Consider the following 24,864-nt stretch of genomic DNA (forward strand, 5'->3'; position numbering starts at 1 on the left):
CGGGATTTGTAATGCACGGGCTACATGACGAATTTGCGGACTTGTTCTCATCTGTGTGCAAATCACTGTTTTTCGGGTTTTTTATTCCGGTGTACGAAAACTGAACAGTGCAGTTTCACCCTTGAAACAGCTATAAATATTGGATCCGAGAATTTTCATCAACAGAGTTATCCACAGGCTGTGGCACTTTAAGCGCGTTCCGCCAGCATCAGGAAATTACGTGGCGTGAGCGGCGTTTCGCAGAAGGTGCCGAGGCGAACCGTATAGCCCTTCTCGACAAGGAAAAGTGCTCGATCGAGCACCAGCCAAAGCTCCAAGGGGCGTCGGAAAAGTCCGCGCAGCAGCTCCAAATTGCGCACTTGTGCCAAGCGCTGCCAGCCGGCAGATTCCAGTGTTGGCCAATCCTGCGGGGCGATTGTGGATAACTCTTTAAGCTCGGCCAAGTGATGGCAGTAGTCGGCGAAGGGTTTGTCCAGCCAGGCGCTGGGCAGGGACGGTGTCGGCAGGTATTCGTCAACGCCACGCAGCTGCCGTTGCAGCAGGTCGAAGGCCAGGCGTCGGGCCATGGAGGTGTCGCGTTGCCGCCGCACGCGAGCACCAGCGGTAACAGTTTCATTCATCGGTAACGACAGGTCGTCGAGAGACAGCTGCAGGTCGGATACTTTGGCGACCGAGGAAATCGGCGAGTAATGGGCAAGGCTGATCCGGTTGTAACAGCAAGGAGCGATGGCGAGTTGTTTGCAGCCTGCCGCAGTGGCGAGCTGAATTAAGCGCACGTGGAGATCGCCGCAGGCATGGAGCGCGACAGGCGTGTGCTCGGCTTGCAATAAATCCACGGCGTTCGCCGCGAGCACATCCTGCTCGACGTGCAGTGCATGCAATTGATGGCGCTGGCTGAGGACTTGACCACTGGCGACCAATGCCGGGTCGTATTCCAGGCAAGTCAGCTGTTGGTCGGTTTGCAGCAAGCGTCGCCCCAGGTGCCCCTTGCCCGAACACCAGTCCAGCCAATGTTTCGGCACGTTGGCAAACTGCAAACGACTGGCAAAGGCTTCGATCTGCTGCCACTTGCGCCCTGGCACATCGACATTCAGCCGATGAGTCGCCGCGCTCAGCCAATGCGCCGGCAATTCACCTACCGCACTCAGCTCAAGCGACAATCCCGCCAACGAGGCGAACGGCTCCGGCGCATCCGCGAGTTCGGCCGGCTGATTGTGAGTACTTTCCGCATCCTCAAGGGACCTTCCGCGTAGCCAGGCGGCTAACTCGGGGTAGGCGGTTTCCCAAGGGAGCTGTAAATGAGTGAATGGCCGTGGCTTCCAGAGCGCTTGATGTTGACTCAAAAACGCATCCAGCGCGGTGAAACGGGCGAGCAGTGCCTCGCCCGTCAGCACTTGAGGATCAACGCCCTTGGCAGGCATCGACGCGCAGCCAGCGCTCCAGCAGCTTGAAGCCGCGCACGAGCACAAAAGCCATCAGCAAATAGAACATCCCGGCCGCGAAGAAGATCTCCACCGGCAAGTAAGTCCGGGCAATGATGGTGCGGGCCATGCCGGTCAGCTCCAGCAGGGTCACGGTGCTGGCCAGGGCGCTGGCCTTGAGCATCAGGATCACTTCGTTGCTGTAGGCCGGAAGGCCGATGCGCGCCGCCCGTGGCAGCATGATATAGAACAGCGCCTTGGCCTTGGACATGCCCAGCGCTCGTGCCGCTTCGATCTCGCCCGGTGGAATCGCCTGAATGGCGCCGCGCAGGATTTCGGCAATGTAGGCTGCTGTGTGCAGGGTCATGGTGGCGGTGGCGCACCAGAACGGATCGCGCAAGTAAGGCCACATTGAGCTGTTACGGATCACGTCGAACTGCGCCAATCCGTAGTAGACGAGGAACAGTTGCACCAGCAACGGCGTGCCACGGAAAAAGAAGATGTAGCCGTAGGGAAATGCCCGTACCCACCACAGGCGAGATGAGCGAGCGATACCCAGCGGAATGGCCAGCAACAAACCGGCAATCACGGCGATGGCCACCAGTTCCAGGGTCAGGGTTGCACCCTGGGCCAATTTCGGCAGCCATTTGATGATGACTTCCCAGTTCATTGGTTGCTCCTCGCGAAGCCGCGAGCGGCGCGTTTTTCCAGGAAGTGCATACCGGTCATGGCCAGAATGGTCAGGCCCAGGTACATGAATGCAGCCACCATATAGAAGGTGAACGGTTGCTTGGACACGGTCACGCCGATTTGCGCGTGGCGCATGATTTCTTCCAGGCCGATCACTGACACCAGCGCGGTGTCTTTCATCAGGATCATGAACAGGTTGCCCAGGCCGGGCAGGGCGATGCGCCACATCTGCGGCATGATCAACTTGGTAAAGATGCGCCATTTCGACAGGCCCAGGGCCACGCCGGCCTCACGGTGGCCTTTGGGAATGGCGAGAATCGCGCCGCGAAACACTTCCGTGGCGTAGGCGCCGAAGCACAAGCCCAGTGCAATCACACCGGCGGCGAAGGCGTTGAGTTCCAGTTCGGGATTGCCGAAGAACTCACCCAGGGCGCGCATCAGGTTGACCGTACCGAAGTAGATCAGCAGCACCCAGAGCAATTCCGGGATTCCGCGAACCAGGGTCGAATAAGTACCGCCAAGCCATTGCAGCGGCTTGTACGGGGAAGTCTTGGCCAAGGCGCCAAGCAGACCGAGCACCAGCCCCAGGCACAGGGCCGAGAGTGCCAGTTTCACAGTCATCAGCGCGCCAGCGGCGAGCGCCGGGCCGAATCCGTAGAGGTCGATAATCATGGATTTCTTTTCAAATCGCGGCAGGCAAGGCCGGGGACCGACGCCGTCACAAGGTGACGTCGGTCCGGCAGGTCAGTATCAATAGATGCTGAACGGGAAGTACTTGTCGTTGATCTTCTTGTAAGTGCCATCAGCGACGATTTCTTTCAGTGCCGCGTTCAGCTTCTCGCGGATCGGGTCGTTCTTGCGTACGGCAATACCGATCTTGTCACTTTCTTCTACCGGGTCGCCCTTGAACTCGTAGGAACGGCCGGCGTCGCTTTTCAGCCACTCATAGTTGACGTACTTGTCGGCCAGAATGCCGTCCAGGCGACCGGAAGTCAGGTCGAGGTAGGCGTTTTCCTGGGTGTCGTAGAGCTTGATGGTGATGTCGTCACCATAGGTGTCTTCCAGGAAGGTACCGGCCAGCGTTGCGCGCTGGGCGCCGATCACTTTGCCTTTCAACGCGGCCTTGTCGGTTTTGAAGTCGACGTTTTTCGGCGCGATGAATTGCAGCTTGTTGGAGTAGTAGGGGTCGGTGAAGTCCACTGCTTGCTTGCGCTCGTCAGTGATCGACATCGAGGAGATCAGGAAGTCGAACTTCTTGGCGTTCAGGGCCGGGATGATGCCGTCCCAGTCGGAGGTGACCACGGAGCATTCGACTTTCATCTTGGCGCACAGGGCGTCGCCGATTTCCCTGTCGAAGCCAACGACCTGGCCACTGGCATCTTTGTTGTTGAACGGCGGGTAGGCCGCTTCGATGCCCATCTTCAAGTTTTCAGCCATGGCACCGGCGCTGAAGGCCAGGGTGACTGCGGCGGCCAGGAAGACCTTTTTATAGTTCTGCATGTGGGTAGCTCCGTTAGCGGTTGCTGGACATGAATTGTTTGCAGCGCGCCGAAAGCGGGTTTTCAAACACCTGCTGTGGCGATCCTTGCTCTTCTACCAGGCCCTGGTGGAGGAACACCACTTCGCTGGAAACCTGACGGGCGAAGCCCATTTCATGGGTGACCAGCAGCATGGTGCGGCCTTCTTCGGCCAGTGCGCGGATGACATTAAGTACTTCCTGGACCATTTCCGGGTCAAGGGCCGAGGTCGGTTCGTCGAACAGGATGACCTTGGGCTGCATGGCCAGGGTGCGGGCAATGGCCGCGCGTTGCTGCTGGCCGCCGGACAGTTGTGCAGGGTAAGCGTGGCGCTTGTCGGCGATACCGACCTTGGCCAGCAAGGCTTCGGCCACTTCGATGGCTTCGGCCTTGCTCTGGCCAAGCACGCGGCGTGGGGCTTCGATGATGTTGTCGAGCACGCTCATGTGCGGCCACAGATTAAAGTTTTGAAATACAAAACCAATTTCGCTGCGCAGGCGATTGATCTGCTTGCCATCGGCGGCGACCAGTTCGCCGTTCTTCGCGGCCTTGAGCTTGAGTTCTTCGCCGGCCACCAGGATCTGTCCCTGGTGCGGGTTTTCCAGCAGGTTGATGCAACGCAGGAACGTGGACTTGCCGGAGCCGGAGGAACCCAGGATCGAGATCACATCGCCGTCGCGGGCGGTCAGCGAGATGCCTTTGAGCACCTCCAGCGAACCGTAGCGTTTGTGCAAGTTGCGGATTTCAAGCGCGGGCGTGGCCTCAGCCATGTGCGTTCCTCATATATGTTGCGCTCCTGCTGTTGGCGGCCTTCCTGGCGAGGCGGCCAAGCTAGCATAGCGTTTCAAAGGCAGCCAACAGCGCTACGGGTAGTAAACAGGTGGCATGTAGCCGGTTGTCGCATCGGCACAGCAGACTGTCGCCCCATCAACAACCGAACAGCCGTTTGAACCCTGTTTGCAGGTAAGAGCGCGGTGGCTGTCGCGTAAAAAAGGGCGCGATGGTGCCAGCTTTGGCGGGGTGTTGGAAGCGCTAACCGGCCAAACGCACGTTTAATGTGCGTTGAGCATTTTTTGAGTGTGTTTCCGGTGCGCTATTTCGTTTCCTCAAGTGGGTCACAGGGTAACGTTCTGGCAAAGTGCCATTAGTTTCAATGACTTGCGATGACTATCCGGTCTGGACGAGATCGCCGGCCTAGAGGGTTTTGAAACATTTTGGCGCAATTATTGCGTGCAGATTCCGGAACGCTCCGTTGGTTTCTTTTTACAGAAGGGAAATCCGAACGGGATGCATGCATTCGCTTTTCCTTACAAAGGTAGTTTCAATGAGCAGTACCCAAAGCTCTAACGGCCTCGAACAGGGGCTTAAACCGCGTCACGTGACCATGCTGTCGATTGCCGGGGTTATCGGCGCTGGCTTGTTCGTTGGCTCGGGCCACGCTATCGCTGCGGCCGGCCCGGCCGTACTGTTGGCTTACGCCGCCGCCGGTATGCTGGTGGTGTTGGTGATGCGTATGCTCGGCGAGATGGCCGTTGCTTCGCCTGATACAGGTTCCTTCTCTACTTATGCCGATCGCGCGATCGGGCACTGGGCCGGTTTCACCATCGGCTGGTTGTACTGGTGGTTCTGGGTTCTGGTAATCCCGCTGGAGGCCAACGCCGCCGCGACTATCCTGCATGCCTGGTTCCCGGGCGTGGACATCTGGGCCTTCGCCTTGGTCATCACCATGCTGCTGACCGTGACCAACCTGTTCAGCGTGAAGAACTACGGTGAGTTCGAGTTCTGGTTCGCCCTGATCAAGGTTCTGGCAATCATCGGTTTCATCGTGCTGGGCGTCATGGCGATCTTCGGCTTCCTGCCGGGCAGCCAGGTCAGTGGTGTTTCACACCTGTTCGACACCCAGGGCTTCCTGCCAAACGGCATGGGCGCGGTGTTGGGTGCCATCCTGACCACCATGTTCTCCTTCATGGGCACCGAGATCGTGACCATCGCGGCCGCGGAATCGAAGGACCCTGGCAAGCAAATCTCCAAGGCCACCAACTCGGTGATCTGGCGGATCGGTTTGTTCTACCTCGTATCGATCTTCATCGTTGTGGCCCTGGTGCCATGGAACGACCCGGTACTGGCCAGCCTGGGTTCCTACCAGACCGTTCTTGAGCGCATGGGCATCCCTAACGCCAAGATGATCGTCGACATCGTGGTACTGGTTGCTGTAACCAGCTGCCTTAACTCGGCGCTCTACACCTCGTCGCGTATGTTGTTCTCCTTGGGCAAGCGCGGTGATGCACCGGCCATGTCCACCCGCACCAACAAGAGCGGCACGCCTTACTGGGCGGTGATGCTGTCCACCGGCGCAGCGTTCCTGTGTACTTTCGCCAACTACGTGGCTCCGGCTGCCGTGTTCGAGTTCCTGCTGGCCAGCTCCGGCGCCATCGCGCTGCTGGTGTACCTGGTGATCGCGTTCTCGCAACTGCGTATGCGCAAACAGCGCATGGCTCGTGGTGAGAAGATCGTCTTCAGCATGTGGCTGTTCCCGGGCCTGACCTACGCGGTGATTGTATTCATCGTGGGCGCCCTGACCATCATGCTGTTCCAGGAAGCCCATCGCGTGGAAATCATCGCGACCGGCCTGCTCAGCCTTATGGTGGTTGCAGCGGGCATGCTGGTGGCTCGCCGTCGTCGCAACGAAGGTGGTGTTGCCGCAATTGCACGCTGAGCCTTTTGGCTTGAGTTAGCGTTGTTGAAGTAAAAAACGGCCGCTGTCAGTGATGACAAGCGGCCGTTTTGTTTTTGAGGATAAGGCGTGGGCCGCAACCCTTACTCGGTTTTTTCTTCCGGCGCATCCTGCGACTGGCGGTAGGCGTCCAGTGCATCGCCGAAATCAGCAATGAATTGTGGATCGGACAGCCATGTCTGGGCGGCGTCGCGGTCCATGCCGTCGGCCCACATGCGGTAGTCGATCAGCATGTCGGCGGCCAGGTGTGTAGCGGCCATGCCTTCGTCGTCGGCGTTTTCCATGTCCAGCAGTTCTGGATGATCGATGATGATAAAGGCCAGATCCGACAGCAGCACGGAGAGCATTTCGCTACGGCTGGTGGCTTCCGCATCGCGCATTTTGCTGAACATCGCCAGCGTGTATTCCGGGATGGGCTCCGGGAAATCCCGGTCATCGTCGAGTGCCATTGGCTTGCGGCCGACCATACGGATTTGCTTGGCTTTGGCTTTTGCGCGTTTGGCGCGTTTCTGTTGCTTGTTCAGGGAGGCCATGGGAACTCAGTTCGGTTTCTGTTGATTTTGGTCTTGGATGACTTTGGATGCAGCCACGTAGTCCGCTTGGAATTCCGGGGATTCGATCCACGCCATCGCACCGGCTTCGTCGGTTTCAGTGGACCATTGGCGATATTCGATCAGCGCGCCGATGATGAAGTCAGTCGCGGTTTCTTCGCCTTCCTGCTCCAGTACCAATGCGAGCAGTGGATGCTCCAGAAACGCCATGCACATGGCCTGTTGGCTGATCTTTTGCGCGTCGATCATTTCTTTGAACATATCGGTCAGGTCCACCGATTCGAAGTCGATGCGATCGTCGTTCGGGTCTAGCTCGACTGGTGCGGCGGCGCGTTGGGTGCGGTTCTGCTTGGCTTTGGCCTTGGCGCGAGAGGCGCGTTTTTGCTGCTTGTTGGCGGAGGCCATGGGCGTCGTTCCGTTATTCGTTGAAAGGGCAGTGGCTCAGGAGCGTGGCACGGTCTGCCCGGGTGTGCCGGGGGCCAGTTCACCGTGTTGCAGCCAGGACAGTGCAATGGGCCATAGTGTGGCTTGGTATGCGCTACGAAAAAAGGCGAAATGTCCGACTTCTTTTTCGCCGATGTCTTCGGGGCTGATGCGCAGGTGGGTATTGTCGCTGCCACTGAAGTAGCCCAGCAGGCGTTCGATGGCGGCGATGGTGCCGTAAGGGTCATCGCTGATGCTGATCGCGAGGATTTTCGCGTTGATCGCAGCGAAGGGCAGGCGACCGGTGGTTGCCAGCAGGAGGCGGCCGCTAGGGCGTTTTTCGTAGCGCGGCGTGGGAGTCGCCCAGTCACGGACCACGCCGGCGGGAGTGTCCTCAAGCCAGCCGAGTCGCTTGCCGGGAAAGAAACCGCACAGCAGCGTCACGATCGGCATCACCACATGCCATTTGCCGAACATGCGCCAGCGGTGAGCAGGCGCGTAATCGCGCCAGTAAGCGAACTGCGCCCCGACCGTCACCAGGCGCCGGATCACCTTACCGGAGGCTCCCAGCCCCGCTGCACAGCCTCCAAAGCTGTGACCGACCACGTCGACAGGCTGGCCGGGGAATTCCCGCTGTACCCGCTGGAGCATCGCTTCGAAATCCAGCGCGCCCCAATCGGTCCATGACGCTTGAAGTCCTTTGATGGATGCCTGACGCGATTCGCCGATTCCTCGATAGTCGAAGGTGATGACATCGAAATCGTTGGCAAACATGAAATCGGCGAAGCGCGAGTAGTGCCGGCAGCGAACCGAGGTGGCGGCGTTGATGATGACGACCGGCCGGGTAATGTCCGTAACCGCGTGACGCCAGGTATAGCCGCCGAGCATGAAACCGTCGGCGGCAGCTTGCTTGAAGGGCTGCGCAATGACGTCCGCCGTCAACGGCAACTCGATTTGAGTGGGTGCCAGGGGTGGCATGTCCTGCAAATTCATGGGCGCTGATCCTTTGCGGGTAGCTGCCAACGATAGTCTTCAGGTCGTGTTTGAACAATCCATCGCCACTATCACGGTTCCTGATGAAGCCGCTCTTCAAGTAATGCTTGCAATCGGTCCAGCTCCGCTCGCAGTTCATCTTCGCTGGGAAGTACGAGCTGGTACTTGCTGGCGAACAATTGTTCATTGCCCTTCAGTACCGAATAGCGCACAACGGACTCGTCCTTTTTCGCGCAGAGAATGATGCCAACGGTAGGCCCATCTTCTGGTCCGCGTTTCAGGTCGTCATATATGCGCACATACATGTCCATTTGGCCTACATCCTGATGGGTCAATTCACCACGCTTGATATCGAAGACGACAAAGCACTTGAGCAGGTAGTTGTAAAACACCAGGTCGATGTAGAAGTCCTTGCTGTCGGTACTGATGCGTTGTTGACGGGCAATGAAGGCAAAGCCTTTACCCAGCTCAAGCAGGAAACCTCGCAGTTGATCGATCAGCGCCTGTTCGATCTCGCTTTCCTGGAGCTTGCCCGCATTGGGCAGGCCGAGAAATTCCAGCACCACCGGGTCGCGGATGAAGTCCCGGGGCTTACTTTCATTTGCTGGATGTTGGTGCTGGCTTCCTGCATGACAGGTATACGGTCCCTGCTCGCCAGGAGTCGCTCGTAGTAAAAGGTATTGATCTGGCGCTCCAGCGCTCGACTTGACCAGTTTTGAATGGCTGATTCGTTCATGTACCAAAGGCGAGCACTTTCGCTGTCTACTCTCAGTAGCCTGCGATAGTGGGTCCAGCTCAATTCGTGACGCAGTGCGTCACAAATCGGGAAGGCCTGATAAAACAGGCGCATGTAGCGAAGGTTGGATGCATCAAAACCTTTTCCAAAATCGGCAGAAAGAACTTTCGCCAATTTGGCCAGCAATTGCTTGCCATATCCCGCCCGCCGCGCTCCTGCTTGCTCGAACTCAACAATGTATCGACCGATCTGCCAGTAGGTCTGCACTTGAACGGTATCGACCGCTCGCAGCGCTCTCTGTCGTGCCTGGCGAATCAACTCACCAATATTGCCAAGCAGTGATGCGATCTGTGGGTCATGTGTGTCATTGGGTTTGAGGACGCTCATCAAGATTTCCGCCGTTGGCTGATCAGGCAGAAAAGGATGACGAAAGAGTGTTGGCCGAGGATGCAGGGCGCGGCCGAGAAACCGGAAGGAAACCGCCGGACTTGCTGGCGGGAGCGGCCCGATCATGTGTGAGGTTTCTGGGGGACTTCATGTAGTACGTTTCGTACTGGTCTCAATCACGAATCGATCTAAAACCCGACTACTGCACCCGACATCCAAATTAAGTAACGATTGGGTTCTGTGGAGCCCGGGAGTCGTCATCATGAAGCGTTTCCATTCACTGATGTTCCCCCTCGCCACGGTCGGCATTTTGATGTTTCCCGCCCTGCTGCAAGCCGCCAGTCTTGACCCTGTCGACAGCGCTGGCGTGCAGGTTCAGCGGCAGGAGCAAAACGGAATTGCCTACTTGTCAGGTGGTATCGGCGAGGACGAGTCGAAAGCCATCCAGCAAACCACCGGCTACAACCTGCATATGACTTTTTCTGTCGGATCGCAGAACGAATACATTCCCGATGTAAATCTGCTCATTCAGAAAGCGCCAGGGCAGACGGTGTTTACGTTGAGTCAGGCAGGTCCGTTGGTCTACGTGCAGTTGCCAGCTGGCAAATACACCGTCGTGGCGACGCGTAACGGCGAGGAGCGGCGCGATACGGCGAACATAGGAAGTGGCGCAGCCCGTAACCTGGTTTTTCACTGGAATGCAGAAAGCTAGGCTGCTGGGAAAGGGAGGTTAGCCGCGTTGCGAGTCTGCCGCGCAACAGCATTCGGCTAAACGGCAGGCATAAAAAACCCTGAATCTTGCGATTCAGGGTTTTCGGTTTTTAGTGCCAGAGGAAAAATCAAACATCTGTCTGCAGGCCTTGTAAATACCGTTATGCGTGAGGGTGAGGCAAATAATTTGTTCAGGTTTTTGACAGTTGCTGCAATTTGCGTGGACCCGCCATGGCCCAGATAATCAGGCCGAGTACCGGGAGAAATGCTATCAGCGCCACCCAAAGAACTTTCTTTAAGGTTTCTGCATGGCTTTTCACCACATTGATGATCGCCCAGATATCCAGGACAAAAATGACGAAGGCGATAAGGTCGTACAAGAAAGAGCCCATGAAAACACTCCAGCGTGATGAGGTTGCCGCTCAGGATAGCTGCTCCGTTGGCCCAAGTCCCCTTTGTGATGTTCTTGATGGTCATTTCGGCAGAGAAATTTCCAACGGGGAAAAGGGGGCATCCATTGACCGGTTTCGACTCAAGGTTAATGGGTGTCCCCCTTTGTGGTCAGCCCCCGAACTTGAAAAATATTGTTCCACAAGGTCGGGTAGATCATGACGAAGTCAATGATTGGAGGACCGCTACTCGCAACGGGTTAGCCTCTACGCTCAGAAGCTTGATGGCCAGGGCACAGCAGACCACGATCAGCATAGGTTTGATCAACCGAGGTCCGACTCGAACAGCGGCTCGTGCGCCCAATTGAGCGCCGACGAAGGCAGCCAATGCCATGGCGATGGCTGCCGGCCAGATAATCACCCCTTTGAAGATGAACACAGAAAGAGAGCCCAGATTGCATGAAGCATTGGCAAGTTTGGTAAAGCCCATTGCCCGCATCATTCCAAAACCGCAGAGAAGTACAAATCCCACAATGAAGAATGAGCCCACACCAGGGCCAAATATGCCGTCGTAAAAACCAAGTAGGGGAGCCACGGTAAATGAAAAAAGCAGAATGCCGATTCTCTTGCGTCTGTCTTCATTCGCTAACTTTGGAGAGAGTGCAAAATAGATGGCTACCAGAATCAGCATGATCGGCACGCAAACTTCCAGATAACGCTTATCAACAGAGCTGACCAGCAATGCCCCACTGGCCCCGCCAACAAATCCGCAGATAATCAGGAATCGACCCTCGCGCCACTCGATCATTCCTTTGCGAGCAAAGGTTGCAGTGGCCGAAACGGTTGCCGAAGCAGCCTGGAACTTATTTGTAGCGATTGCGCTGATTGGATCAACCCCGGCCAAAAACAAAGCAGGTAATGTAATCAACCCGCCGCCCCCGGCAATGGCATCAAAAAAACCGGCGCAAAACGCGACGAGCGATAATATTGCAATCACATCCCAAGACATTACATCTCCCTCTTTTATAATTATAGGTAGGCCAACGACGTGACTTGTCGTTCATAGCAGCGTGCAAAAATCAGCCCTGCAGCTGTAGTGGATCCTCTGAAATAACAATCGCAGAAGAAAACTTCGACAGGCCGAAAAGTCGAACCAGAACACGCCTGTTGTCTCTTATTGCATCTCGACAGTGCAGTGCCCGAACGTTATTGATGACTATGGCCGACTCTTGCGTCAGGGCGTAGGAGGCCAGCCGTTCGCATTGCGGTCTAGAGAACGCGGACTTTAGTTCGGTGGCTGCCAGAGAGGCTTTTGACTTGGTGGACTTGCCCCTACAAAACCGGACACCAACTCCCCGTTAAATTGATGCCGCTGCCAAGCGCCTGAACTCCCTCGGTGAGCGATAGTTCAAAGCGCTGTGCGGATGCTGCTCATTGTAATGCTCGAAGGCAATTGCCAGGTTACGCAGCGCCGTTTCTCGATCCGGCTTGGGCATATGCGCTACGTAATCACGCTTGATTGTCTTTACGAAGCTCTCGGCCATGCCGTTGCTCTGTGGACTGCGCACTGGAGTGGTCACCGGCTGCAAGCCAATCTGCCGAGCAAACAGGCGTGTCTGTTCGGCGGTGTACGCCGAGCCGTTGTCGCTGAGCCATTGCACCGGTGTGGCGGGCAGTTGATCACCGAAGCGCTTTTCCACGCTTTCCAGCATCAGGTCGCGGATATCATCGCCGCTGTACCCGGTCGGGCTTGCGACCCAGCCGATGGCTTCGCGATCACAGCAGTCCAGGGCGAAGGTTACGCTCAGTTTGGCGCCGTCCTCGCAACGGAACTCAAAGCCGTCCGAGCACCAACGTGTATCGCTGGTTTGCACCGCAATACGGCCTTCGTGTCGACGCGGCACGCCGGGTTGTTTGATCCGGCGTTCAAGCAGCAGGTTGTGATCACGCATCACCCGGTAAACCCGCTTCACGTTGATCGCGGGTAGCGACTGGCTTTCACGGGCGCGACGCAGCAATCCCCAGACTCGACGGTAGCCATAGCTGGGCAGCTCACTGACCTGTCGCTGGATTTCAACTACCAGCTCAGCGTCGTTCACAGGTCTGATTCGCCGTGCTTTGGGCGATACCGATTGCTTGATTCGAACCGTTAATTGCGAGCGCGCCACACCGAGACATTCGCTGACCAGCTTCACTGGTCGTCCCCCGGCAACAAGGGTGAGTGCGCAATCCATTTTCGCGACTGGGCGATCTCCACGGCCTCTTTGAGGATTTCTGCTTCCATCGTTTTCTTGCCCAGCATCCGTTGCAGTTCACGGATCTGCTTGAGCGCATCGCTCAGCTCAGAGGCCGGCACCACGGCTTCACCGGCGCTGACTGCCGACAGGCTGCCGTCCTGATACAGCTTGCGCCACAGGAACAGCTGATTGGCATTGATGCCGTTGCGCCGAGCGACGACCGACACACTTTGCCCTGGCTCAAGGCTCTCGCGAACCATGGCCAGCTTTTGCTCTGGGCTCCAGCGGCGCCGCCGCTCCTGACCCAAAAGCTCCCCACTCTTATAGTTGCTGTTAGTCATAAACATAACCGTTTGCCTATCCCTTATCGTAAGGGGGAAACGGTGTCCTGTCTTTCATGGGGCTCGTTCACTTGGCTTCTGGTGCCTGCGTTCCGGCGATAGGGCCAGCTCGTGGGATAGCTTGTGGAGTAATGTTGCTTGCCAATCATCAAAGCTGAAATTTTTAATTTCGTGGTTAGCCGAAAGCTCGATGGTTTCGGCGTCTGGTCTGATGGTGTCGTTCAATACCTGCTTCCCTGTTTTTACTCTGCTTTCCGGATTTGGGGCAGATCCTCCGCTGATTCTGCTTATTCCTCGGATGAGCGTATGTCGTACGTTTCCGGTAACGCTTTAGGAGCGTTCTGACAGCCTTGAAGGTCGCCAGGAGGGGCTGACCTGCATTGGGTGGGTACTCAGGCTCCGCCTTAAACTCAGGAGGTTTTGCAGGCGCTTGCAGGCTGGCGTGGTGATGGGGAGGTGAGAGTCGATGTTTTGCAGGAGGATTCGATAGCGCCTGGAGTATGCATGATCGAATCGCAGGCATAAAAAAACCCTGAATCTTGCGATTCAGGGTTTTCGGTATTTGGTGCCAGAGACGGAATCGAACCAATGGCTACAGGCTAAGTATTTAAAGGGTTTTTAACTTGATGATTATTTTTCTACTCACAAATCTACTCACTTTTCTCGGTGGTGCCCCCCTTTTTTTGCCCTTTTGGGGTGGCGCTTGCCAGGTGGCATTTAGGATTAGATCAGTCGGACGAACGGCCTATTCGGCCCGTTGAGACGGTATCGCAATTGGCGCGGCCTCTTGGCTCCCCAAAACTGGGGGAGTGCTCCACCTGCTTTCTCAAGCTTACGTCGTCGAGTCAGTGGTCGTTATTCAGATGAGGATAATTCCACTTCCAAGGCAGACCTTGCGCTTGTGTACTTGCTTTTCAATATCGCTGAACCTGGCCCGCTAAAGTCACCAAAGTAGGCATTCCATGAGGCATACAGCTCTTTCAGGTCGGACTTTACAGCGTCGGATCGAGCCTTTTTCATTGCGATAGGGAATCCAGACCTAGCCTTTTCCGAGAATTCTTTGATACATGCCATGTAATTATCGCGCAGCGTTAGCTCCTCGGCGGATCGAAGCCTTATGGCTGCCTGATATGTTTTGCTCTTTGACTCGCAGGTGAAGGCACCCTCATATAGCAGATTTGCGAACTGCCACTCCGGTTTATCCAAAAGCGGTTCCGCATTGACTGCGGAAGAAACAACAATGATCCCCAGAAATATTCCTTGAAAGACCTTCATGCGCCACTCCCTTTAGATAGCGGCAATTTACCACTATCGGCAGGGAGGGCGACATATAAAGGGAAGTCCTTTTGTCATGTAGGCAGCGCGTCAGCCGGTGGCGTCGTTGGGGAAATACGTCACGCCCTGTCAAAAATTTCGTCAAGGCTGGTCAGGGTTTTGGCATTCTGGACGGGCCGGGCTGGCTGGGAGCAATCCAGGCGCCCGCGTACGTGGTGTGCCGCTGCTTTCCCGGCACTCCGTCTGCTGGTGCTGGCACTGATCCGTCCAGAGCCTGTCCAGATTCCGTCAGGGGGCTGTCAGGGGTCTGAGACGATCACGCCTGCTTGTTTGACGGCCCCCCGCATGGAATAAGCCCCAGACTCACGCCCGGCGTGGGCTTCGTCTCATGCCTGTCTAACATTTCGTCAAAGTGTGGTCAAAGTCAGGGCCGGTCCCAGCGTGTTGTGATCTACACGTCCCCTGATGGCGAAACCTTCAAAATTACGATGGATCAGATTGCGCCACCGGATCAACGGGGAGCTCGGCCCTCTGGAAAAATGTGCGAATGATTTCCTCATACGAAATAGCTTCGTACGCGCTCGCATACTTGACGAAGCCTTTCTCATTGAAGGTTATTTCGGCATAGCGCCCATCAGCTTGTTGGAAGACAACAAAGGTTTGGTCATCCACATCCATCTTTTCGCATAGATCACGGAAAACATACTGGATGTCAGCTTCCAGGCTAAGCCGTCCGCTCATGAGATCTACCAACACGACCAGCTTTTCTCCGTTGTTGCTCATTACAGAGTAGGTCCAGTTACAAAGGCACTTTTCCCCAATGCCGCTTGCCGCCCACAGTGAAAGAAAATAATTCGTAATGGACAGGTCAAGGCGGTCCGCCTCACGCCTGTAATCCCAGTATGCATGGTCGGGAATAACAAAGGTCAAACGCCGTGGTCGCTTGTTTTCCTCGCTGGGTTCGCTCATGCGTCGCTTTTCTCTTGGTTGACGGCCTAAATCTTGTAGAAATACTGGACCATTGAAATCTCCAGTGCCCGCGCTTCACCCCTTGAATGTCATGCTCAACCCACCTCCTGGGGACTAGGCTAGTTCTGTCTTCGGACTATTCGTGACGGATGCCGCGCTGTAATCGTAGGCCATTCATGGGGTGTTTCCACAGCTGGGCCATTCGGGCCGCTTTCGGCCTCATTCATGGGGTTGGTTTTCGCAATGAACGCGGTTGCTCCTGAAAACACTGCAATACCGTGGCAACCACGGTGGAAACCTCACGTTTGGAAACTGCGTGGAATGGTAACTTTTCGTGGTAACCGCGCTGGTAACCGCCAGCCAGGTTCGCGCCAGCCTCGCGTAAGAGGGTGCGAACCAGAAGTGCGAACTTGCCTAGTACACATCAGTGAATGCGTACCAATGGTGCGTACTGGCTGCGTACTTTGAAGGTTTTCGCGCACTCAGACTGCGTGAAGGTGGTGCGCGAAATGCTGCGTAGAAACGCTCAGAAAAGACAGATATGAGGGCTTGACGCGGCTCATTCATGGGGTTGTTTTCGCAAATGGGGTCGTTGATGGTTTTGTGACCAGAAAAAGTGGTCACTAATGGTGGTCACCTCGCATGGTCACCACGCACTAACCCGTGGATACCGTGCGATCTGGTGAGCGCCAGCGACTAACAAAAGCGAACATCTGTTGAAGGCGAAAACCTGACAAAACCTGACATTTGGAACGCGCTAAGGCGGGTCACCTTGGTCGCCACCCATTTTGGGGTAGTGACCAGGTGGGGTAGTTACATTTGATGGTTACCGCTGTGTTTACAACGGACGGACAAAAACCGGCGAGACAGACCATATGGTCTCAGTGGGATCATATGGTTTGTCTCACCCGCGCCACGTTTTCGCGTTTCGCAGATCGTGGCGCGGATAGATTCCGCCTAGAGCTTGTGAATTTTGCTCAGTGAGCCGCCTGGCCCCACCGACTCGCCAAGCGTTTTTGATTGATTTTCTTTCATGCGAGCCACGCTCAAGTCGATCAGGCCGAATATCTCCTGACTGATCTCATCGTTGCAAAGTAGAACCCCCAAGATCCGCCCCATGATCTCAGAGTTCAGATTTGCCCGATCACGCAGCTCGCTTGGAGGTGTTCGAGCGCCTATGCCCTCAAATACCACTGGGAAGATTGCGCTGCCGATTACCTCAATAAGCTTTCCCACATCCAGGTCGGAAATTTTCATCGGTTTCTCCTTATCAGTTGCATTGCTGGTCCGTTTTGTTTGAGGTCGCGCAACACCATCTCGTAACCCCCTCTCATCCCGCGAGTCGCGCCATCATCCGCGGCCTGCTTCAGTTGTTGAGCGGTATTTTCGTCAGGGCTGCCTTGGAAATAGAAATTCTGCTCTATGGTTGGAAGGCTCACCGATGGCGAGGAAGCAACTGCTTTGGAAGTCGATGCAGCGCCGCCAACATAGCCGCCGTCTGCGTAGCCGCGTTTATTCAGGCGCTCCAGGTAGCCGCGCATTCCTGGCTGCTGAACCACTTCTTTGCGGACCACAACCTCGCCGCCGTGTACGACACCCATAGGCTCATACTTCCCGCCGTCGCCGGTATAGCCGCCGCCAGAGAAGCCGTAGAGCGAGGAATATCCCGCCGCCGAAGCGCCGAGGCTCGAGGACGTAGCCCCAGCAGAGCCAGCCGCGAGACCGTTACCTGCTGATGCTCCCAAAGACAGGCCGCTGAACACCGTCCCGAAAATCCCGACTGCGGCCTGGCGCACCTGAATTCTGACAAGGTCGGCGATTATTCCGTCAGCCAGATCACTGAAGGACAGCTTCCCTGTCTTCACGAAATCGACAATCCCGTCCTCCATGTTGCTGAAGGCGTTGGTGAACAGGTTGCGGGTTTGTCCGGCGACGTCAGCGGCCTGCTCGGTGTAGTTCTGAAATGCCGATGAGGCGCCGATAGACCAATCCGACTGCGCCTTATCGACCTCCGAGTAATACTGTCGCTGCATGGCTAGTCGGTCAGCCAGGCCCTGCCGAATTACCGCATTCTCCTGGGCGTACAGCTCGGGGCTGATCTTCCCAGTGTTGCGCTGCTCCAGGAGGTCAGCTGACTGCCTGGCGTAGTCGCGCTGGATGGCCATGTCCTGCTTGAGCCGGTCCCGCGCTTTGTCGCCAAGGCCTATACCAGCAAGGTTGGAATCCAACCCCTCTTTCGCGCTGCTGAGCCGACTGTCTTGGTTGACCTGGAACGCGGCAAGTTTCTCGACTTCCTCCTTGACGGTCTTGCGCAGCTCGACTTCCTTTTCGAGCGCCGAGTTCTTTTTCAGTTGAGCGGTGATCAGATCATGGCTGGCCAGCAAGGACTTCTGGTCAGTGGTCAACGTTTGCTTGCCCTTGATATCGGCGAGTTGCTGCTCCCACTTGCCGAGCGCCTGCGCTTGGGTGCCGAGCTTCTGAGTGACGATTCCTTGGCCATTGATCGAAGCATTCTGCAGAAGTAACACGGCATTGGTCTGGCGGGCTGCGTCCAGCATCTTCTGGCCGGCGTCTTCGGTGTAGGCCTTTGGCGTGGCCGCTTTTGTATCCTTGTACTGCTCTGCCGCTGCGTCTTTCAGTTGCTTGATTTGAGATTCTGTATACGCCTGGCCGCGGCGACTTGCTGACTCGACCTGCTTATCGATCTCGGCGTAACGCGCTTTCAACTTTTCAGCATTTGAGGCCGAATTCTTTAGCGCCTCGCTAAGCTTTCCTTGGTTCTCGATCGATTCTTTTTCAAGACGCAGCGCCTCGGCTTTGGCAGCACCACGGCGATCGTATTCAGCCTTTTGGACATACAGATCGGTGATTGCCGACTGCGCGCCTCCTTCACCAGCGCCAAGCTCGCCAAGGTTTGGATTGTCATCAAATATGGTCGGCGTCTTGGCGTTACGCACTCGATTCAGCCGATCTTCAAGCTTGACCAGCTTCTGCTCGAACGTGTCTTCCCGGCCAATATCTAGAGTGGCATCCCACGCGCCTTTGGCTGCAGACTTCACTCCATCCCATGCCGTCTCAACAAGACCAAGCTTGCTTTTGATGAGGTCGGCCCGAGAGCTAATGGATTCGGCGTAGGCTTTCTCTGCAAGATTTGCAGCACCTTGTTGGTCGCCCTGTTTCGCCAGAGCCTCAATTTGCGCGTAAGTGGATGCGGTCAGGTAGCCAAGCTGCTCGTTTAGCTCTGCCGAGTGCTTTACTGGATCTTTCGCTAGCATCTCGAAGTCCGCCACGGTTTGGCTTGCAGCCTTTCCAGTTGCGTCCTCCATCTTGAGCGCTGCCGTCGCGATCATTTCGAAAGACGATGCGGGTATTTTCGACGAGCCAGCCAACTGAGCTAGAACTACCGATGCTGCGCCGATGGTCCCTACGGACCTGCTGACATTTGCGGCCATCGAGCCAATGGCGCTTGCGCTGGTGCCTGCCGCATTGCCAGTCAGAATCAGGGCTTGGCTGTAGGCGTCAGCCTCCTTTGATCCTTGGTAGTAGGCTAATCCCAGTGTGCCGACCGCTGCGGCAGTCACGGTGAACGGGTTGGCCAGGCCGAGGACATATCCGCCCAGCGCCTTGGCCGCCGGCCCAGCGCCGCCGAACATATCTTTGAGCTGACCGCCCTGCTGCAGGAACACGGTTAGCGGGTTTTGGCCGCCCTGGAGCGACACCGCGATGTCAGTGAATTGCGCCGGCACACCGCGCAGGGCCGCCGCCGTCTGCTTGGCCGATATACCGGTTTTGGTCATGTCCGCCCTGAAGCCGGAGAGGGCATTGCGCGTCTCGGTAATCTTCGCCTGATATTCGGTGTAAGTATCTGCGTCGATCTTTCCTTCCTTGCGATGCTTGGCAAGGGCTTGCTCTTGCTTGTCCAGTTCGCCCAGGCGACGGGTGACTGGGTCAATCTGGCCTAGCAGCTGCTCCAGCTCGGTGCGGGCGTCGCCGATAGACTTGCCAGCCTTCTCGGCGCCCTTGCCCATCTTTTCCATGCCGGTACCGGCCTTGCTCAGCGCCGGCTGAGTTCTCAGGCCAGCGTCTTCCAGCGCCTCAAGCGCCCTTCGAGTGTCTGCCGCCTTTGTCTCGGCGTCTCGACTGTCCAGCTCAATGACGAGCCGGGATGTTTGGGTCATATTGATTCTCCATCAATTAACAACGTTGTAGGCTGATGCCCGGTGGTGGTGCTTTGTGTCGCGGGGATTGCTTTGGCCACCTCGCGGAATGATTGGTGACGGCTTAGCTCGATGACTTGCTGGCGCTGCTCATCCGCAACCCCGTGTTTCACTCTCTCCATGCAGAAACCCTCTGTTCAGTCTTCATCGGGTCGCCTCCATGGGCGTGGTGTCGTAGGTAGCGAGCAAGTCAGCGCCAACCGGGCAATACCGGCCCCCAGGCGCATAGCAGCCCCGACAGGTCATAACGTGGTTGATGTACTGGTCGCGGGCCTGGCGCCACTCAGGCGTGGCATTGGCTGCGTTTGTGTAGGCGCTCGGCTGCAACTGAGTGGGGCGCTCGACCAGCACCAGGCGAGGACGATCCGTGCGATTCACCATGGTCGGTTTGTCGGTGCCAACGATGCTCGGCGGCATGTGACCGAGCAGGCCGGAAAGGAGGCTCATTGCGCCACCTCATCCGGATCGCACTTACTCCCAAATGTGTCTGTGAAAAAAAATCGGGGGAACGGGGGAACGGGGGGAACACCCTGTGTTTCCGGGGCTTCCAGAGGGGGAACTTGTACCCCACCGAAAATTGTGGGGAACAGTGATATCCAAATGCCAGGAATTGCGCGGGGCCTTATATTCAAAAACATGTTTGTGTTCCCCCTGTTCCCCAACACTTCAATAAGGGGGAACGGCTACAGGCCACGGTTTCACTGGCCGTTCCCCAGTTCCCCCTGTTCCCCACGTTTATAGGTTCCTGTGAATGCGGGCATCGGCGTTTGGTGATGGTGGTGCTCATTGGCTGACCCCTTCACCATCCATGGCGTCTGGGTCGATGGCATATAGGCGGGCAGACCCACCGGCAGGCAGGCGGTATTTCTTGGTTTTGCGGCTGTCTCGGTCGGTATCGTGCTTGGCAATAGCGCCAGCGCTTTCTAGCGCCTTCACTACTCGCGTCAGGCCATGGCCGTGAGCTGCTTCGGTCAGCGCCGACTTGTTGAACAGATAGAGGCGCTTTCCGGCCACGACTTCCCAGTAGCCAGCACGGTTGAACACCTTGGCGTCTACTTCTGGCGCATCCACATCGGAGAATCGGCTACTGCCGTGCTTGTCGATGAATTCCAGGATGCCAGCGAGGATCTGGCGATCTTCGGCATTACCACTGCCTACTCGACTCAGCCATTCGCCATAGAGCAACTGGCAGTCGGCCAGCGCGCTACCTGGCGTCCAGGGCAGCAGGCCGTAGGCGGTTGCCATTTCCCCAGCCAAAGCAATGACAGCGAAGCGATCGGCCACACGTCCGGCTTGGGCGTTGTCCTCGATGAACTGAGCGCGGATACCGGCAAAGTCTTTCAGCAGGCCGGGACGGTCGTCGCTGGCGAGCAACTTCTCCACGAATGCTGGCCCAATGTGTCCGTGATGGGAGCCAACAGCGACGGTCAGCAGGCGGTGAAAGTCGGCACCCTCTAGGCCATGCAGTTCATCAAAGGCCCGGTGGGTACGAGTGCCGGCGTTTATATCCACCATGCGCAGCTCAGCGCCGGCGTGGGCGGCATTGCCACTGATGGCCGCGTGTTCGGAGAGGGAGCGCTCGCCGCTGGAAAGCGCAAGCAGGCGCCAGCTCAACTTACCGCGGGCCTCCCGGTCGCGGGTCATGGTGCCTTTGCCCTGGCCGTTGGCGAGTGAGTAGGCCATTTCCTGCACACGCTTGGGATCGGCGCGCTTGATTTCGTCCAGCGGCAGCATGGTGTCATTGCGGCTCGATGCCTCTATCTCCAAGCCGCCCTTGGTCATGTCCCAGCTCGCCGCGAATATGCCGGGGTCGCCCCATACGGATGAGCCGATCAGTTGTGCCAGTGACTTACCGCTAGAGCTGTCACCCACCAGGTGAACTCCCCCACCCAGCACGCCCACCAGGCTCAGTAGCGGGCCAGCCAAAGAACAACCAATCGCTAACGTCAGCACCGGGTTGCCTTCGCACTTGGCTGCTACTTCGGTTTTCCAACCCTCCAATTCACCGCGGACGCTGAATAGGTTTTGCCCTTTGCCGCTGGCTTGATAACGCACCTTGTCGCTGCCGATGGAGCGGCCAGGCAGTACGAAGGCGCCCGATTCGTGCCAGCCGGGGCGGCAGGTGGTGGCGAACACTTCAGCGGGGCGCTGCTCCAGCAAATACTCCATGAACTGGCCGCGTTTCTTGAGTGCGATAATCACGCCCATGCCGAACAATGTCCGCCTGGCGTCTTCACCGCTGCCGCCAAACACCTCCATAGGGATGATCCATTCCTTGGTGCCGCTTTCCGTCACAAGTCGCAGAAAACGGCCCTCGCTGCCATCGTCGCTATTGGTGGTGCGAGCGACGACGGTCACGGGGGTGGCGATCCATTCGTCAGTGATTGGACGGTCTGTTTTATCGTCTTCAGATTCATCATCGGCGGCGGTGCGTTTGAAGCCGTGCCAGTACACGCCGGGGCGCAATCTGCGGCCTTTCTCGTTCGTCACCCAGTGCTCGTACACGCCCCAGCACGGGCGCTCAGGTTCGACCATGGGCGCCTCGGGGCGCAGGTTGATGACGTTGTTTTCAGGCGATGCCATGGGCTTTGCTCCATGCGGCTAAATCATTGAAGTCGGAGAGGGTGTCCGGCGCATCGGCGGGCCATTCAGGAAACGTTACGAGGCCACCGCAAATGGCTGCAGCGGCATTGGCAGCAGTGCGTCCTGGGTTGCCCTCGGTCTGGCGGTCGTCGTCGCCAGCAATGATGATTTCAGTGCTGGGGTATTCCGCCCGAAGCGTCAGTGCCACTAGCTTTAGGTTCCCGGCATTCATGGCGCAGGCAACGGTGTAGCCGCTTTCGTGAAGCGTTGCGCCCGTGGCCCAGCCCTCACAGATACACAGCGGTTTGCCCGGTGTGATGCGCCCCAACGGTGAATAGGTGCCCTTGATCCGACCACCGAACAGGAAGCGCTTGCCGCCGTCTGGTGCGATCCGCTGCAGGTTGACCAGCACGCCACCGGCATACAGCGGCACCAGCAATTCGTCACCACGCTGGCGCAAGCCGTGGGGGCGGACGCCTTTCGCGATTAAATAGGCGTGGCCAGGATCAGCACGGAGGGCGTCACGCCACCAACGTTCAGCGAGGTTCTCGGCTTTGAGCTGGCGCTTGTGTTGCTCGTTTTCCCGCTGGCGTCGGGCGTGCTCGATGCGCTGGCGTACCTGCTCGGCTTCGCGAGCGTCTACCGGTTCGCGGCTACACCAGGTGCTGGTACCGCCCGTCTTCCAGCTCCCGAACGCGCCCGAGGCGATGCCGTCAGCAAACAGGCAGTACCAGCCATTGAGCGTGCCGGACTTGTCGCCGGGGACGTGGAAACGGTGAATGTCGCCATCGGGCACGGGGAGCCAGTCGAGTGGTCCGTAGGCCATTTGGAGTGCGTCACGGAAAAGGATCGTGGCATCAGTCATACCCGGTCCCTCGGTGATGTGAAGCGCTGGGCAACCCGATGAAGTTGGAAAGTCAGGCGCACCAGCTCATCACAGTGCCTACCGGCATCACCCTCTGCGATGCCCAGCTCCAGGAAGCCAATCAGGGTTTCAACCAGCAGCCCGTAGCTGGCGCTGTCGATGTGAGTGTCTGCGCTGGACTGGCCACCGTTACACTTGCGCTTGATGGGGGTGACGTTACCCATGATTCACCCCCAAGCGAGCGCCAGCAAAGGCACGGCATACCCGACCGTTGTTAGCCCCGTGCCCGTGGGTAATATCGTCGATTGAATCCACCAGGCGGACGATTACAACAGCGTCAGCACTTCGCATTACTACGCGCCCGCACTCGGCGTCGGCCTGGCTCAAGAACGGCCCCAACAAAGCTTTGGGCGCCTTAGGATGGGTGACGTAAAACAGCTCGGTGGTTTTCTTGAGGCAAGCCTTCGGCGTCACCGCCATTTGGCAGTGTTGAAAATTAGTCATGGTTAAGCCCCTTGGTTAACGGCGTTGCGCTGGTTGTGGTGGGCTTCGGCGCAGTTGTCCGGGGCGCCTGCGGTTTCCAAGGTTCGGGCGATTGCCATTTGTGTGTTGTAGCGCTTGAGGCGAACGCTCAGCGATGAGTCGGCATGAAGGGCGGCCATAGCACAGGCGCGATGAAAAGCAGCGCGTGCTTTGGACGGATTGAGTGTGAGAATGTGCCGCGTGGTCATTGTGGTGTGCCTTGGATTGCGGTCTAAAACTCCGCTCCCATGACGCCAATCATGGAGAGCGGAACCGTGCAGGTTGGCGTGGCAGTCCAAGGGCTGCTGAGCACGAATGCTCCCCACACGGCCCGCCCATAAAGGCATTGCCGTGCTGCGGACACAAAAAAACCGCGCAATAGGCGGTGTGTCCGCCTTGGAATTCAGGACGCCAATCCCGGTCGCTGGATTTACAGCGACGGGTGGACGATACATGCGGCCAATCTTGGATGCAACACCCTGTTTCAGTTTGAGCAACGATGATGCTGGGTGAGTGGTGATGGTGTTCATGCGCGCACGTCCTCCAGCTCGATAGGCAACCTCAACTGCTCTCTCAAGTGCTCGACATGCTGGTGGATGCCAGGCTTGTCATAGCGCCAATGGGCCAGTCGGCGACCGCTCTGGCTAGCTTCATCCTTGCGAGCCAGCAGCGTCTGGCAGGCGCGACCATAGCGGGCTTCGCGAAAGGCCATGATGAGGTCGGATTTCAGATCCACGACTCGTTTTGTGTTGCGAGACAGCGACAGCAGGAAGAACGCTTGATCCTCGTTCAGTAGGGCGAACCGCTGATGTTTTGCACCGCGAGAGCCTGTCGTTTTCACTGCCTCCGTTTGAAACGGAAGAAGTCCGAACTCTTTGAATTTCGCCAGGTAGCGCTCGATCAACTCCATGGAGTTCTTGTGTTGATTACCCAGCTGCTTGGTGAGCAGGCGGCTGTCCACACGAGGTTCGCTCCCGATTTGAGTCAACATGATTGTGTTCATGCTGCCACCCCCGCCGGCGGGTTGGTGCTGAGGTAGTAGAGAGCCATGCCTTGGTGACTGCGCCCCTGATCGTCAGTCAAGGTGAGGCGGTGGGTCAGGATCTTGTGGCCTAGGCCGCGCAGTTCATTAATGCGAGCACCAGGGCGGACGATATTTAGTTCGCGGATGGCGGTGAAGGTATCAATCGGGCCGGCTTGCAGGCGCTCAAGAAGGCGAGCGCGCTGAGCTGTTCCGATGGTATTCTCTACGTGAGTATTTTCGTGGCTGGCCTGTTGGTCGGCCATTTTTTTTGGGCTCATG

The 24,864-nt window shown here is 57.2% G+C and carries 25 protein-coding genes and 1 pseudogene; 2 read left to right on the forward strand and 24 right to left on the reverse strand.

What is annotated here, in order from left to right; all coding sequences use genetic code 11:
- Positions 1-188 precede the first annotated feature (188 nt).
- The 5 genes from ABTV22_RS01255 to ABTV22_RS01275 form a co-directional block, all read right to left on the reverse strand.
- Complete coding sequence (locus ABTV22_RS01255) at positions 189-1,421, reverse strand: methyltransferase (protein ID WP_433738191.1); 1,233 nt, start codon at positions 1,419-1,421, stop codon at positions 189-191.
- On the reverse strand, positions 1,402-2,091 hold the full coding sequence (locus tag ABTV22_RS01260; protein WP_433738192.1) for an ABC transporter permease: 690 nt from the start codon (positions 2,089-2,091) through the stop codon (positions 1,402-1,404). Before ABTV22_RS01260 ends, ABTV22_RS01255 begins: the two co-directional genes overlap by 20 nt.
- Positions 2,088-2,783 carry an ABC transporter permease gene (locus tag ABTV22_RS01265; protein ID WP_433738193.1) on the reverse strand — a complete coding sequence of 232 codons (696 nt, stop codon included), beginning with the start codon at positions 2,781-2,783 and terminating at the stop codon, positions 2,088-2,090. Before ABTV22_RS01265 ends, ABTV22_RS01260 begins: the two co-directional genes overlap by 4 nt.
- A gap of 78 nt (positions 2,784-2,861) precedes the next feature.
- Positions 2,862-3,611, reverse strand: coding sequence for an ABC transporter substrate-binding protein (locus tag ABTV22_RS01270; protein WP_433738194.1), 750 nt, complete (start codon positions 3,609-3,611; stop codon positions 2,862-2,864).
- Positions 3,612-3,624: 13 nt separating this feature from the next.
- Positions 3,625-4,398, reverse strand: coding sequence for an ABC transporter ATP-binding protein (locus ABTV22_RS01275; protein ID WP_007972784.1), 774 nt, complete (start codon positions 4,396-4,398; stop codon positions 3,625-3,627).
- A gap of 554 nt (positions 4,399-4,952) precedes the next feature.
- On the opposite strand from ABTV22_RS01275, the gene gabP reads away from it, so the two are divergent.
- Positions 4,953-6,344, forward strand: a complete 1,392-nt coding sequence (gene gabP / locus ABTV22_RS01280; RefSeq protein WP_433738195.1) for a GABA permease — start codon at positions 4,953-4,955, stop codon at positions 6,342-6,344.
- Between the two features lie 101 nt (positions 6,345-6,445).
- On the opposite strand, the gene ABTV22_RS01285 is transcribed toward gabP, so the two are convergent.
- The 4 genes and pseudogenes from ABTV22_RS01285 to ABTV22_RS01300 form a co-directional block, all read right to left on the reverse strand.
- Entirely contained in the window at positions 6,446-6,895 is a 450-nt protein-coding gene (locus ABTV22_RS01285; protein WP_433738196.1) for a hypothetical protein, read from the reverse strand.
- Between the two features lie 6 nt (positions 6,896-6,901).
- Positions 6,902-7,318 carry a hypothetical protein gene (locus tag ABTV22_RS01290; protein WP_433738197.1) on the reverse strand — a complete coding sequence of 139 codons (417 nt, stop codon included), beginning with the start codon at positions 7,316-7,318 and terminating at the stop codon, positions 6,902-6,904.
- 36 nt (positions 7,319-7,354) lie between these two features.
- Entirely contained in the window at positions 7,355-8,329 is a 975-nt protein-coding gene (locus tag ABTV22_RS01295) for an alpha/beta hydrolase family protein (protein WP_433738198.1), read from the reverse strand.
- Positions 8,330-8,400: 71 nt separating this feature from the next.
- Positions 8,401-9,452: pseudogene (locus ABTV22_RS01300) on the reverse strand (PDDEXK nuclease domain-containing protein).
- Positions 9,453-9,714: 262 nt separating this feature from the next.
- Here ABTV22_RS01300 and ABTV22_RS01305 point away from each other — a divergent pair.
- Positions 9,715-10,164: a carboxypeptidase regulatory-like domain-containing protein gene (locus ABTV22_RS01305; RefSeq protein ID WP_433738199.1), complete on the forward strand. Its 450-nt coding sequence runs from the start codon at positions 9,715-9,717 to the stop codon at positions 10,162-10,164.
- A gap of 190 nt (positions 10,165-10,354) precedes the next feature.
- On the opposite strand, the gene ABTV22_RS01310 is transcribed toward ABTV22_RS01305, so the two are convergent.
- The 15 genes from ABTV22_RS01310 to ABTV22_RS01380 form a co-directional block, all read right to left on the reverse strand.
- Complete coding sequence (locus tag ABTV22_RS01310) at positions 10,355-10,555, reverse strand: PLD nuclease N-terminal domain-containing protein (RefSeq protein WP_433738200.1); 201 nt, start codon at positions 10,553-10,555, stop codon at positions 10,355-10,357.
- A gap of 214 nt (positions 10,556-10,769) precedes the next feature.
- A complete protein-coding gene (locus ABTV22_RS01315) occupies positions 10,770-11,561 on the reverse strand; it encodes a TSUP family transporter (protein ID WP_433738201.1) in 792 nt (263 codons plus the stop codon).
- A 349-nt stretch (positions 11,562-11,910) separates the two neighbouring features.
- A protein-coding gene (locus ABTV22_RS01320) for an IS3 family transposase (RefSeq protein ID WP_433735520.1) occupies positions 11,911-13,130 on the reverse strand; the annotation gives its coding sequence in 2 pieces (ribosomal slippage) (positions 11,911-12,785 and positions 12,785-13,130; 1,221 coding nt in all).
- Between the two features lie 855 nt (positions 13,131-13,985).
- A complete protein-coding gene (locus tag ABTV22_RS01325) occupies positions 13,986-14,405 on the reverse strand; it encodes a hypothetical protein (protein ID WP_433738202.1) in 420 nt (139 codons plus the stop codon).
- A gap of 483 nt (positions 14,406-14,888) precedes the next feature.
- Complete coding sequence (locus tag ABTV22_RS01330; protein ID WP_433738203.1) at positions 14,889-15,374, reverse strand: hypothetical protein; 486 nt, start codon at positions 15,372-15,374, stop codon at positions 14,889-14,891.
- Positions 15,375-16,331: 957 nt separating this feature from the next.
- Positions 16,332-16,631, reverse strand: a complete 300-nt coding sequence (locus tag ABTV22_RS01335) for a hypothetical protein (RefSeq protein WP_433738204.1) — start codon at positions 16,629-16,631, stop codon at positions 16,332-16,334.
- Complete coding sequence (locus ABTV22_RS01340; protein WP_433738205.1) at positions 16,628-19,552, reverse strand: phage tail tape measure protein; 2,925 nt, start codon at positions 19,550-19,552, stop codon at positions 16,628-16,630. Before ABTV22_RS01340 ends, ABTV22_RS01335 begins: the two co-directional genes overlap by 4 nt.
- A gap of 183 nt (positions 19,553-19,735) precedes the next feature.
- Positions 19,736-20,038 carry a hypothetical protein gene (locus tag ABTV22_RS01345; protein WP_433738206.1) on the reverse strand — a complete coding sequence of 101 codons (303 nt, stop codon included), beginning with the start codon at positions 20,036-20,038 and terminating at the stop codon, positions 19,736-19,738.
- A 336-nt stretch (positions 20,039-20,374) separates the two neighbouring features.
- Positions 20,375-22,174, reverse strand: coding sequence for a DUF927 domain-containing protein (locus ABTV22_RS01350; protein ID WP_433738207.1), 1,800 nt, complete (start codon positions 22,172-22,174; stop codon positions 20,375-20,377).
- Complete coding sequence (locus ABTV22_RS01355) at positions 22,161-23,039, reverse strand: toprim domain-containing protein (RefSeq protein WP_433738208.1); 879 nt, start codon at positions 23,037-23,039, stop codon at positions 22,161-22,163. Before ABTV22_RS01355 ends, ABTV22_RS01350 begins: the two co-directional genes overlap by 14 nt.
- A complete protein-coding gene (locus ABTV22_RS01360) occupies positions 23,036-23,263 on the reverse strand; it encodes a hypothetical protein (RefSeq protein ID WP_433738209.1) in 228 nt (75 codons plus the stop codon). The genes ABTV22_RS01355 and ABTV22_RS01360 overlap by 4 nt, the downstream gene beginning before the upstream one ends.
- Positions 23,256-23,543 carry a hypothetical protein gene (locus ABTV22_RS01365; RefSeq protein ID WP_433738210.1) on the reverse strand — a complete coding sequence of 96 codons (288 nt, stop codon included), beginning with the start codon at positions 23,541-23,543 and terminating at the stop codon, positions 23,256-23,258. Before ABTV22_RS01365 ends, ABTV22_RS01360 begins: the two co-directional genes overlap by 8 nt.
- A 2-nt stretch (positions 23,544-23,545) precedes the next feature.
- Positions 23,546-24,091, reverse strand: a complete 546-nt coding sequence (locus tag ABTV22_RS01370) for a hypothetical protein (protein ID WP_433741551.1) — start codon at positions 24,089-24,091, stop codon at positions 23,546-23,548.
- Positions 24,088-24,564 (reverse strand): Rha family transcriptional regulator, encoded by a 477-nt coding sequence (locus tag ABTV22_RS01375; RefSeq protein ID WP_433738211.1) that lies wholly within the window; start codon positions 24,562-24,564, stop codon positions 24,088-24,090. Before ABTV22_RS01375 ends, ABTV22_RS01370 begins: the two co-directional genes overlap by 4 nt.
- Positions 24,561-24,863: a helix-turn-helix domain-containing protein gene (locus ABTV22_RS01380; protein ID WP_433738212.1), complete on the reverse strand. Its 303-nt coding sequence runs from the start codon at positions 24,861-24,863 to the stop codon at positions 24,561-24,563. The genes ABTV22_RS01375 and ABTV22_RS01380 overlap by 4 nt, the downstream gene beginning before the upstream one ends.
- Between the last annotated feature and the right edge of the window lies 1 nt (position 24,864).

Source organism: Pseudomonas putida (assembly GCF_050990305.1).
Lineage (GTDB): Bacteria > Pseudomonadota > Gammaproteobacteria > Pseudomonadales > Pseudomonadaceae > Aquipseudomonas > Aquipseudomonas putida_AH.

Coding starts and splice junctions, on each gene's coding strand:
- ABTV22_RS01255 (WP_433738191.1), bottom strand. CDS start 1,421: ATGCCTGCCAAGGGCGTTGATCCTCAAGTGCTGACGGGCGAGGCACTG.
- ABTV22_RS01260 (WP_433738192.1), bottom strand. CDS start 2,091: ATGAACTGGGAAGTCATCATCAAATGGCTGCCGAAATTGGCCCAGGGT.
- ABTV22_RS01265 (WP_433738193.1), bottom strand. CDS start 2,783: ATGATTATCGACCTCTACGGATTCGGCCCGGCGCTCGCCGCTGGCGCG.
- ABTV22_RS01270 (WP_433738194.1), bottom strand. CDS start 3,611: ATGCAGAACTATAAAAAGGTCTTCCTGGCCGCCGCAGTCACCCTGGCC.
- ABTV22_RS01275 (WP_007972784.1), bottom strand. CDS start 4,398: ATGGCTGAGGCCACGCCCGCGCTTGAAATCCGCAACTTGCACAAACGC.
- gabP (WP_433738195.1), top strand. CDS start 4,953: ATGAGCAGTACCCAAAGCTCTAACGGCCTCGAACAGGGGCTTAAACCG.
- ABTV22_RS01285 (WP_433738196.1), bottom strand. CDS start 6,895: ATGGCCTCCCTGAACAAGCAACAGAAACGCGCCAAACGCGCAAAAGCC.
- ABTV22_RS01290 (WP_433738197.1), bottom strand. CDS start 7,318: ATGGCCTCCGCCAACAAGCAGCAAAAACGCGCCTCTCGCGCCAAGGCC.
- ABTV22_RS01295 (WP_433738198.1), bottom strand. CDS start 8,329: ATGAATTTGCAGGACATGCCACCCCTGGCACCCACTCAAATCGAGTTG.
- ABTV22_RS01305 (WP_433738199.1), top strand. CDS start 9,715: ATGAAGCGTTTCCATTCACTGATGTTCCCCCTCGCCACGGTCGGCATT.
- ABTV22_RS01310 (WP_433738200.1), bottom strand. CDS start 10,555: ATGGGCTCTTTCTTGTACGACCTTATCGCCTTCGTCATTTTTGTCCTG.
- ABTV22_RS01315 (WP_433738201.1), bottom strand. CDS start 11,561: ATGTCTTGGGATGTGATTGCAATATTATCGCTCGTCGCGTTTTGCGCC.
- ABTV22_RS01325 (WP_433738202.1), bottom strand. CDS start 14,405: ATGAAGGTCTTTCAAGGAATATTTCTGGGGATCATTGTTGTTTCTTCC.
- ABTV22_RS01330 (WP_433738203.1), bottom strand. CDS start 15,374: ATGAGCGAACCCAGCGAGGAAAACAAGCGACCACGGCGTTTGACCTTT.
- ABTV22_RS01335 (WP_433738204.1), bottom strand. CDS start 16,631: ATGAAAATTTCCGACCTGGATGTGGGAAAGCTTATTGAGGTAATCGGC.
- ABTV22_RS01340 (WP_433738205.1), bottom strand. CDS start 19,552: ATGACCCAAACATCCCGGCTCGTCATTGAGCTGGACAGTCGAGACGCC.
- ABTV22_RS01345 (WP_433738206.1), bottom strand. CDS start 20,038: ATGAGCCTCCTTTCCGGCCTGCTCGGTCACATGCCGCCGAGCATCGTT.
- ABTV22_RS01350 (WP_433738207.1), bottom strand. CDS start 22,174: ATGGCATCGCCTGAAAACAACGTCATCAACCTGCGCCCCGAGGCGCCC.
- ABTV22_RS01355 (WP_433738208.1), bottom strand. CDS start 23,039: ATGACTGATGCCACGATCCTTTTCCGTGACGCACTCCAAATGGCCTAC.
- ABTV22_RS01360 (WP_433738209.1), bottom strand. CDS start 23,263: ATGGGTAACGTCACCCCCATCAAGCGCAAGTGTAACGGTGGCCAGTCC.
- ABTV22_RS01365 (WP_433738210.1), bottom strand. CDS start 23,543: ATGACTAATTTTCAACACTGCCAAATGGCGGTGACGCCGAAGGCTTGC.
- ABTV22_RS01370 (WP_433741551.1), bottom strand. CDS start 24,091: ATGAACACCATCACCACTCACCCAGCATCATCGTTGCTCAAACTGAAA.
- ABTV22_RS01375 (WP_433738211.1), bottom strand. CDS start 24,564: ATGAACACAATCATGTTGACTCAAATCGGGAGCGAACCTCGTGTGGAC.
- ABTV22_RS01380 (WP_433738212.1), bottom strand. CDS start 24,863: ATGAGCCCAAAAAAAATGGCCGACCAACAGGCCAGCCACGAAAATACT.